This window comes from Kitasatospora saccharophila, from assembly GCF_039529925.1.
Taxonomy (GTDB): Bacteria; Actinomycetota; Actinomycetes; order Streptomycetales; family Streptomycetaceae; genus Kitasatospora; species Kitasatospora saccharophila.
The window spans coordinates 1-9,093 of the sequence record NZ_BAAANS010000067.1; the positions used below are offsets into that span (position 1 = coordinate 1).

At 70.9% G+C, this 9,093-nt stretch carries 8 protein-coding genes; 5 read left to right on the forward strand and 3 right to left on the reverse strand.

Annotated features, from left to right (window positions below; all coding sequences use genetic code 11):
- Positions 1–180: 180 nt before the first annotated feature.
- Both ABD345_RS33475 and ABD345_RS33480 read left to right on the forward strand, forming a co-directional pair.
- Positions 181–306, forward strand: coding sequence for a hypothetical protein (locus ABD345_RS33475; RefSeq protein WP_344557739.1), 126 nt, complete (start codon positions 181–183; stop codon positions 304–306).
- A gap of 23 nt (positions 307–329) precedes the next feature.
- Positions 330–869 carry an AAA family ATPase gene (locus ABD345_RS33480; protein WP_344557743.1) on the forward strand — a complete coding sequence of 180 codons (540 nt, stop codon included), beginning with the start codon at positions 330–332 and terminating at the stop codon, positions 867–869.
- Between the two features lie 64 nt (positions 870–933).
- On the opposite strand, the gene lysS is transcribed toward ABD345_RS33480, so the two are convergent.
- Positions 934–2,589, reverse strand: a complete 1,656-nt coding sequence (gene lysS, locus ABD345_RS33485; protein ID WP_344557745.1) for a lysine--tRNA ligase — start codon at positions 2,587–2,589, stop codon at positions 934–936.
- A gap of 348 nt (positions 2,590–2,937) precedes the next feature.
- Here lysS and ABD345_RS33490 point away from each other — a divergent pair, with 348 nt between their 5' ends.
- On the forward strand, positions 2,938–3,927 hold the full coding sequence (locus ABD345_RS33490) for a hypothetical protein (RefSeq protein WP_344557747.1): 990 nt from the start codon (positions 2,938–2,940) through the stop codon (positions 3,925–3,927).
- A 248-nt stretch (positions 3,928–4,175) separates the two neighbouring features.
- Here ABD345_RS33490 and ABD345_RS33495 read toward each other — a convergent pair whose 3' ends face one another.
- Together ABD345_RS33495 and ABD345_RS33500 are read right to left on the reverse strand one after the other, a co-directional pair.
- Entirely contained in the window at positions 4,176–5,021 is an 846-nt protein-coding gene (locus tag ABD345_RS33495; RefSeq protein WP_344557749.1) for an IclR family transcriptional regulator, read from the reverse strand.
- A gap of 112 nt (positions 5,022–5,133) precedes the next feature.
- Complete coding sequence (locus tag ABD345_RS33500; protein WP_344557751.1) at positions 5,134–6,081, reverse strand: quinone oxidoreductase family protein; 948 nt, start codon at positions 6,079–6,081, stop codon at positions 5,134–5,136.
- Between the two features lie 1,164 nt (positions 6,082–7,245).
- On the opposite strand from ABD345_RS33500, the gene ABD345_RS33505 reads away from it, so the two are divergent.
- Positions 7,246–7,917, forward strand: coding sequence for a WhiB family transcriptional regulator (locus ABD345_RS33505; protein WP_344557753.1), 672 nt, complete (start codon positions 7,246–7,248; stop codon positions 7,915–7,917).
- A partial coding sequence (locus ABD345_RS33510) for a DUF2637 domain-containing protein (RefSeq protein ID WP_344557755.1) occupies positions 7,914–9,093 on the forward strand: 1,180 nt, incomplete at its 3' end. The genes ABD345_RS33505 and ABD345_RS33510, both read left to right, overlap by 4 nt.

Genomic DNA, 9,093 nt, shown 5'->3' on the forward strand with positions numbered 1-9,093 from the left:
CGTGGTCAGGTTCCCCTTGGGGAGTCGTGACCGCGACCCTGGCCAATTCCGTGACCACGAAGCCTCAGAAGTGGGGGAAATCGCTGACCGTTCACAGACGCCATCGAGCACTACTGCCGCTCAACCATCGACCGCGTCCTCGACCAGAGCGGCGCCACCGACCCCGCCGTCCGCACCGCCATGACCGACCGCCTGCGCCAGATCAAGCACGCCACCAACACCCTGCGCACCCACCAGCGCTACACCGTCCTGGTCCTGCGCCACGATGCCCGCGCCTACCCCAACCGGTACGTCGAGCAGTTCTGACCCGCCGACCAAAGGCCCCCACCGTGATCCTCTTCGTGAACGGCCCCTTCGGCGTCGGCAAGACCACGACCGTCGGCCTGATCGCCCAACGGCGGCCCGACGCCCTGGTCATCAACCCCGAAGACATCGGCCACACGCTCTGGAAGCAACTCCCCGCGGACCTGCGCCGCGAGGAGTTCGAGCTGGAACCGCTCTGGCCACCGCTCACCCGGCACATGCTCGACCAGGCCGCCCAGCACTACGACCGCCCGATCGTCGTCCCCATGACCATCGCCCGCCCGCCCGTCTTCGAGCAGATCGTCCACCCGCTGCGCGACGCCGGCCACCGCGTGCACCACTTCACCCTGCTCGCCCCCGCCGCCACCATCCGCGCCCGCCTGCGCGAACGCGGAGAAGGCCCGGACAAGTGGGGCCCGCTCAGCTGGGAGGGCAACCAGGTCGAACGCTGCCTGGAGGCCCTGCGCCGACCGGAGTTCGCCGACCACCTCGACACCGAGCACCGCCCGGCCGCCGACATCGCCGACGAGATCCTCACCCGCACCGGACTCCTCCCGGCAGCCTGAACCCGGAAGGGGGCGGGCCGAAGCACACCGCTTCGGCCCGCCCCCTTCCGGGTTCAACAACCCACTACGCGAGAGACAGCAGCGACCGCAGCCGCTCCGGGCCGAGCGCCAGCAGCAGAGTCGGCAGCCGCGGACCGGTGTCCCGGCCCACCAGCAGCTCGTACAGCAGCACGAACAGCCCCCGCTGCGCCACCTTGAGCTCGGGCGTCGCCGGCGCGTCCAACGGCAGACCCGCCTGGAGCTTGGGAACGCCGTACACCAGCGACGTCAGCCCCGGCAGCGACCAGTGCTCCTCCAAGCCGTCCAGCAGGAGCTTCAACGCCTCCCGCTGCCCCGGCTCCAGCGCCGCCAGCCGCTCCACGTCCGGCTCCGTGCGCACCTGCGTGCGCTCCTCGGCCGGGAGGGTCTCCGTCCACGCCTGGGCGCGGTCCAGCCTCGGCCGGGCCTCCTCCAAGCTCGCCAGCGGCTCCTCGACGGTGGCGTCCCGCAGGATCCGCAGCGTCTGCACCGGGTCGCCCGCGGCGACGTCCGCCGCGGCGGCCAGCAGCCGGAACGGCAGCGGCCGGGGGGTGGTCGGCAGCGGCCCGGCGGCCGGACCGACGGCGCGGGTCCGGGCCGCGGCCTCGGCCTCCGACGCCGTCCCGGCCTCCACCTTCTGCCCGAGCGCGTCCCACTCGTCGTACGTCCGCTGGATCTCCTGGCCCAACGCGACCGTCATGGCCTGCTTGGGCTGGCGGCGGACGTACAGCCAGCGCAGCATCGCCGGCTCCAGCACCGACAGGAGGTCGGCCGGAGTCACCACCCCGCCCTTCGAGCTGCTCATCTTCGCCATGCCGCTGATGCCGACGAAGGCATAGCCGAGGTAGGACGGCGGCTGTCCGTCGAAGACCTCGCGAACCAGCTGTGAGCCGACCGCGAAACTCGAGCCCGGAGAGGAGTGGTCGACACCGCCGGCCTCGAAGGTGACTCCCTCGGCCTTCCAGCGCATAGGCCAGTCCACCTTCCAGACCAGCTTCCCGCCGTCCTGCTCGGACAGCGCGAACCCGCCCTGGTGCCCGCACTCGCACCGGTAGTCCATCTGCGTGCTCGCGTCGTCGAAGCCGACCACGGTGGTGGAGTCGCGACCGCAGACCCCGCAGTACGGCCGGTACGGGTAGTAGTCGCTGCCGACGGCCGAAGCTGCTTCCTCGTCGTCCTGCTCCAGCTCCGCCCCGTCGGCCTTCTTCGTCCGGTACCGGCCGAGGACCGCGTCGATCCGGTGCCGCTGCCGCATCGCGTGCACGATCTGCTCGCGGTACGCGCCGGAGGTGTACATCCTGGTCTGGCTGATCTCGTCGACCTCGACGCCCAGCTCCGCCAGCGCCTCGCGCAGCGGGGCCTTGAAGTGCTCCGCCCAGTTCTCGTGCTCCCCGCACGGATCGGGCACCGCGGTCAGCGGCCGGCCGATGTGCTCCGACCAGCTCTCCGGCACCCCCGCCGGGATCTTCCGCAGCCGGTCGTAGTCGTCCCAGGACAAGAGGTGCCGGCACTCCAGCCCGCGACGGCGGAGTTCGTCCGCGACGAAGTGCGGCACCAGGAGCTCGCGGAGGTTGCCAAGGTGGATCGGGCCCGACGGGGAGACCCCCGAAGCGCACACCAGCGGAGCCCCGCCACGGCGTTTGGCCTCAGCGATCACCTGGTCCGCAGCCGCAACCACCCAATCGCTCTGCCTCACGCCCATGCCGAAACCCCTCAGCTCTTGCAAATTTCAGGTCCCACCAGCCTAGGGGTCGTCGATCAAGATCACCGCCAACTGCCCTACTCGACACCCGAAGTAAGCACCCAGGAAGCCACCTCCGCGGCCGAGCAGCTCTCGACTCCGGCAGATCGGGAACGGGAGCGCCTGCACCAACGGCAGGAGGCCCGCTCCTGCGAGCGAGATCACGAATGACGGACGTGATCGAGGTCTCTCGGCCTGGGCTCGCTTCTGCGAACCGGGCCTTGCTACGTTCCGTGGTCCAACCGAACACAGGTGACCCCGGCGGTGCGTCAACACCCCGGGGTCCGGCAAACAGGAGAGTCACTCCCTTTGCAGATTCATCGTAGCGCGCACGCGCGTGCCTTCATCATGCTGCCCAACACCCTGGTCCAGGACCGGCAGCTGTCCTTCACCGCCCGCGGCCTCCTCGCGGACCTGCTCTCCCGCCCCGACGGCTGGTCGGAGGACGCCCAGCAGATCGCGGACTCCAGCGTCCAGGGGCGATCCGCGATCCGCGCGGCGTTCAAGGAGCTGCGGGAGGCCGGCTACTACCTGGTGGTGAAGGTGCGGATGCCGGACGGGACGATCCGCAGCGAGGCGCACGTGTTCGACGTCCCGCACCGGCCGGGCGCGGAGATCATCCGGCAGGCCGTCCAGGAGGAGACCGAGCGACAGGGGCGACCGGCCGCCACCCGTCCGGCGTCCGGTGTACCGGAGTCCGGTTCCCGTGAAGCCCTTCTTGTAAAAGACGGTGAGAAAGCACCCTCCCCCCTCCCCCCGGAGGCAGCCGACAGCGGTGCGAGCGCCGGGCAGCAGCCGTCGGCGCGGAGCGCGGGCGGGCCGGTGAAGCCGGACAGCCCGTCGGTGGAGCCGCCGGACGAGCAGACCCGGGCGGCGGCGCTGGCGCTTCACCAGGCACTGCGGCCGGAACCGCGGCTGCGCCTGGGAGAGGCGGAGGCACTGGCCCTGGCCCCGCTGGCTGCGCGCTGGCTGGCGCGGGGCTTCGGGGCTGCGGAGCTGGCGCAGGCACTGCTGCCGGGGCTGCCGGAGCGGATCCACTCGCCACGGGCGGTGGTCCGGACCCGGCTGCGGGACAAGCTGCCGCCCGCGTGCGCCCCGGAGCGGCCGCAGGCATCGAAGAGGCACGAGTGTGCCAACTGCGGTGATCCGGTGCCGCGTTCGGGCCTGTGCGGGCCGTGCCAGGGCCGTCCGAAGCCCGCGGTCAAGGTCGGCGGCGGGCAGGCGAGTACCCCGACGGGTGCGGCGCTGGCGCGGGCGGGGCTGCGTCCGACGGGGGACCGGGTGGTCTCGGTGGGCTGAGCAGCGGCTTCCCGCCCTGCCGCCGCGCGGCGCTCTCGCGTCGGCGGCAGGGCGGGAAGCGGTGGGCTCGGTCAGCCTCCGCCGACCTTGTCGAGCCAGTCGGTGGCGACGGCCGCGAAGCGCATCCAGAGCAGGATCCCTGCGAGGATGCCCGCGTAGACCAGGGCCCGGATCAGGCGTTCTGGCATCACAACTCCTTTGCTCCGCTTGCTGGTTGCTGCGCGGCCGGTCGCTCGCGAAGCTGCGGTTCACCCTGTCTGCGTTGCGGGCGACAGGGTGAGCTGGGAGATCTCCTCCGCCGCGCGGCGGGTGTGGTAGATCGTCGGGCGCAGGTCTTCGGGCATCTCGTTGCTAGGGCGGAGCAGGAGGACGGATCCCATGATCGTGTCGTCCCAGAAGACGGGGGCGGCGACGCTGTCCCAGCCGGTCATGCACTCTTGGCGGCCGGCGGCGAAGCCGAGTCGGCGGACCTCGCCCAGCGAGGCGGCGAGGGCGTCGTTGTCGCGGATGACGCCGGGGCCGGCGGTCGGCGGGACGTCTTCGGCCAGGACCAGGTCCCGGATCCGCTGGGGGAGGTAGGCGAGGATGGCGCGCCCGGAGGCGCCGGTGCGCAGGGAACGGGAGACGGTGACGACGTCCTCGGCGGTCATGCCGACCTCTGCGGGGTCGCGGTCGCCGATGGCGTAGTCGGTGCACAGGCGGCGGGCGCCGCCGAAGGGGCTGAGGACGTAGAGGAGGGCGAGTCCGCCGGTGGCCTGGTGGAGGGTGACCAGGGTGCTGTGGGTGGAGGCGGCGCCGGGGGCTTCGGCCATGGCGTGGAGTCCGGCGCGGGCCGTTCCGGTGCCGAGGCGGTAGCGGCCTCGGCCTACTTGCTCGAAGACGCCCCTGCTGACGCCGGTCTGCAGGATGCGGTGGACGGTGGCGTCGTCGAGGCCGGCTTCTTCGGCGATGGCGCGCAGCGTGTGCACGCTGCCGGGGGTGGCGATGCGAGTGAAAGCCTGTTGGACGGAGAACGCCTTGTCGGCGAGCGAGGCGGGCTTGGCGGTCGGCCGATCCTGGCGGTCGGAGGCGGTGGTGGTGATGGCGCTGTTCATCGGGAACCCCCAGAGGGATCGTCGCGTGGCGCTCGGCGGCGCGACTTGGTGGGCCGCGTGCCCGCCTGGTGCGGGCAGCAGAGAAGAGGGAGAAGTAGAAGTCGGGGGTGGTTCAGAGGCTCAGGTCGAGGACGACCTTGCCGGTGGTGAGTCGGGTGGCGAGGTCTGCGTGGGCCTGGCGGGCCTGGCCGAGCTTGTAGGTCGGGCCGTGGAGCGGCTTGAGCCAGCCGTCGGCGACGGCCGTGAACAGCGCGGCCATCGACTCGGTCAGGTGGGTGCGCGAGGGGTAGAGCGAGGGCAGCCAGAAGCCGGTGACGGACTTGGACTGTCCGACGAGCTGCGCGAGGGGCACCAGCCCCTGGGTTCCGGTGACGGAGCCGTAGACGGAGAGGCGGCCGCGGGGCGAGAGGGCGTCGAGGGTGGCGTGGAAGACGTCTCCGCCGGTCATCTCCATGGCGGCGGTGACGTGGCCGCCCGCGGCGTCGAGGATGCGCTCGGTCAGGTCGTCGGTGGTGGAGGAGTCGACGACGGCGTCAGCACCGAGGTCGGTGGCGAGCTGCCGCTTGGCTTCGGTGCCGGCCATCGCGACGACCTTCGCGCCGACTCGCTTGGCGAGCTGGACCGCAAAGGAGCCGACGCCACCGGCGGCCGCGGGGACCAGCAGGGTGTCCTCGGAGGTCAGGCGCAGGTCAGTGTGCAGCAGGTGCCAGGCCGTGTTGCCCTGCAACAGGAGGGCGATAGCGTCGCGGTCGGCGACGATGTCCGGAACCTCGAAGGCGAGCTTGCGGTGGACGGCAGCCGTCTCGGCGTAGCCGCCGCCCTTGCTGAGGGCGACGAAGCGGCGGCCGTCATCGCTCTCCCCGAGGACCTCGTTACCCGGGATGAACGGGGGCGCCATCGGCGCCGGGTAGGTGCCCTCGCGCAGATGGACGTCCGCGAAGTTCACGCCGGCCAGGCGGGTGCGGAGCTTCAGGCTGCTGGGGCGCATGGCCGGTTCGGGCATCTCGCTCAGCTCCAGGACCTCGGGGCCACCGAACTCGCGTACGACTACAGCTCGCATCGTTCAATCCTAAATATTGCACGGTGATTCTTCGGCGAATCCCTTGACCGGGAGATTCACCCGGGGCAGCGAATATACCCCCGCCGAATCGATATCCCCCCCTGGGTTTATTGGCGTCTCGCCACCTGGACATTCAAGATCATCTATCCGTCAGCACGTCTATGGTAACCCTGGGTAGCCGATACGCTCCGTCACCCAGAGAGAAGGGCGCAGTTCATGCGTACGTCGCAGTCGACATGTCCGCTTTGCGCAGGGTTAGCCGGATAGAGTTCAAGATCATTTCTCAGCCCATGAAAAAGAGTGGCATCTACCCGTGTAGATAACTTGAATTCATTGACCGGTATCCATGCGAATACCTAACGTATTCCCCATAGTCCGAGGCATACGAACAAACTGATTGGGGGTCAGGCGATGGCGCACAAGCCACGTACTGCCCGCCTTGCCTCGGGCGCGCCGGTCAAGACAGAGCGCGGGGCGCCGTCGGGCGTCACGACGTGTAGCTGAGACCGCTGCGCAAGTCGGCCACGTACAGCGACGGTGTCGCTCGGCCGACCGACCGCCAGCCCGGCACCGGCCACAAGCCGTAACGATCCGGGCGGCCATGAAGGCCGTGAAACGACAAAGCGCCCGCGAGCGGGAACTCGCGAGCGTCGGCCGTGCACGCCAACCATGTGACGCACAACACACCCAGAGCAGCGGCCCCGCCCTTGGACGAGTCGGGCTGCTGCCCTTACAGAAGGTGATTGAACCACGATGACGCTTTCGCGTACAGAGCAGTCGGCGGCAACCGCCGCGCACACCCGTGCGACGCCACCGCTTCCGGCCCGTGCCGCCGAAGCCACGCCGGTCGAGACGGCCCAGACGCACCATCACCCGGCCGCGACGCCGACCGCTGCTCTGCCCGTCGGCCACACCCGGCACCGCCGCTAGGCCCGCTCGCACATCACCACTGGACGCAGAAGGCAGTGTCGGCACCGCCGACCGAACTCGCAGAGCCGGCCGTAGTGCCGACCGACCACGCCGCCCAGTGCCCCTGCGCGCCTGCCCGCTGCCCCTTCATCTCATCACCGAACCTGCGCCCCGTGCGGGCCGGCTTCGCCGTGCCCCGGAGCGCCCCTGCCCCGCGCCCGCTACCCACCTGCGGCGCGATGGAGACACCACACCATGACCGCCACCATTCACGTGCTCAAGCCCGCCACCCTCCACGAGCCGGAGCTCGACATCCTTGACGAACCGGAGAGCGACACCCTCGACGAACCGGAGAGCGATGTCGTCCGCCAGTTGGAGGCCATGTTCGTCAGCGGCCTCGCCCGCGGCAGCCAGTACTGGCGGTTGAAGGCGCTGTGCGCCCGTGACTCGCAGCCCGACGACTGGTTCGCGCCGCCGCGGGTCGCCGGCCACCACCGGGCGCTGGCCGTCTGCGGGAGCTGCCCCGTGCGCAGCGAGTGCCAGGACGACGCAATCGCGTGCCGGACCACGGAGGGCATCCGCGGCGGGCTGACCGGTGAGGAGATCGCCCTTCTCCTCACCCACCGCAAGGACGATCGGCGGTTCGACCAGATCAAGGCTGTCCTGCAGGGCGAGCTGGTGCCGCTGACCAGCCCCGAGAAGCGGGCCGCGGTCCGGATCGCACAGCTGGTCGGCATCGGCTGGGAGGTCTGGGCCCCGGCGATGGGCATCGGCTACAAGGCCGCGGCCAAGCGCCGCCGGGAGGCCGACAAGCAGCTGACGACCATCCCCAAGCGTGACCTCGTCGAGGAGATCGCCCTCGCCGACGAGCTGCGCGCCGAGCTGCACCAGGAGTTCGCCTCCGTCGCCCTGGCAGCGGCAGCGTGAGGATACGCCGCCCTGCTGTCTCCCCCTGGGACATCACCGCGATCGGACTGCTCGGCGCCGCTGGCTTCACCCTCAGCTACGACGCGCTCCAGCAGATGGCGCAGGCCATCCACATCCGCGGCCAACTCACCTACGCATTTCCTATCGTGGTCGACGGCTTCATCGGCTACGGCGTTCGCGCCCTGGTCCTCCTGCAGGAAGCCCCCCTCAGAGCGCGTGCCTACGTCTGGTCGCTCTTCGCCGGCGCGACCGGCACCAGCGTCTGGGCCAACGCGCTCCACGCCGTCCGCCTCAACGAAGCTCCAGGACAGGCGGCTGGATCCCTGCAGCTGGGCGACGTTCCGGTGGCCGGCCTGAGCACCATCGCGCCGCTGGCCCTTGCCGGCGCGGTCCACCTCGGCATCCTCGTCAACCGCCACCACAACACCTCCCCCTCGGCGGACGAGCCCGAACCCGGTGCCTCCGTTGTCCCCGCTGACCAGGTCTCCATGGACCAAATCCCGGCCACCGATCCGCAGGCTGTGCCCCCGACCAGCACCCCCGAACTGGCGCAGAGCATCACGCGGACGGCAATGGCGGAGCTGAGTGCAGCTCCGCCCCTCCTCGCCGGCGCGCGGTCCGCCGAGGAGAAACTCGAGTTGTATCGCCGGTCTGTCCGCAGGCGCGCCCGGGAAGCCCGACGACGCAGCCGGCGCATACAACCGGTCTCCCCGGACGAACCGACAGCGCTGGACGGTCCACAGACCGAACCCACCACCCCACGTGATCCGGCAGCAGACCAACACCTTCTAAGCCGGACGGACGGGCCGGACCGAGCGGACCGGATGGACACCCCGGACGGACCGGACCGAGCAGACCGAGCGGACGGACCGAACCGAGCAGACCGGACCAACCCCACCGACCCCGCGGACCGGACGGACCCTGCGGACCGAGCGGACACCCCGGATGGCGCGGACGAACCGGACCGAGCGAACGCTCCGGACCCCACGGACGGACCGGACCGAGCAGGCCGGACGGACCGGACGGACCGGACGGACCGGACGGACCGGACGGACACCCCGGACGGACCGGACCGAGCAGGCCGGACGGACCGAGCGGACCGGACGGACACCCCGAACGGACCGGACCGAGCGGACCAAGCGGACCGGACGGACCGGACGGACCGAGCGGACACCC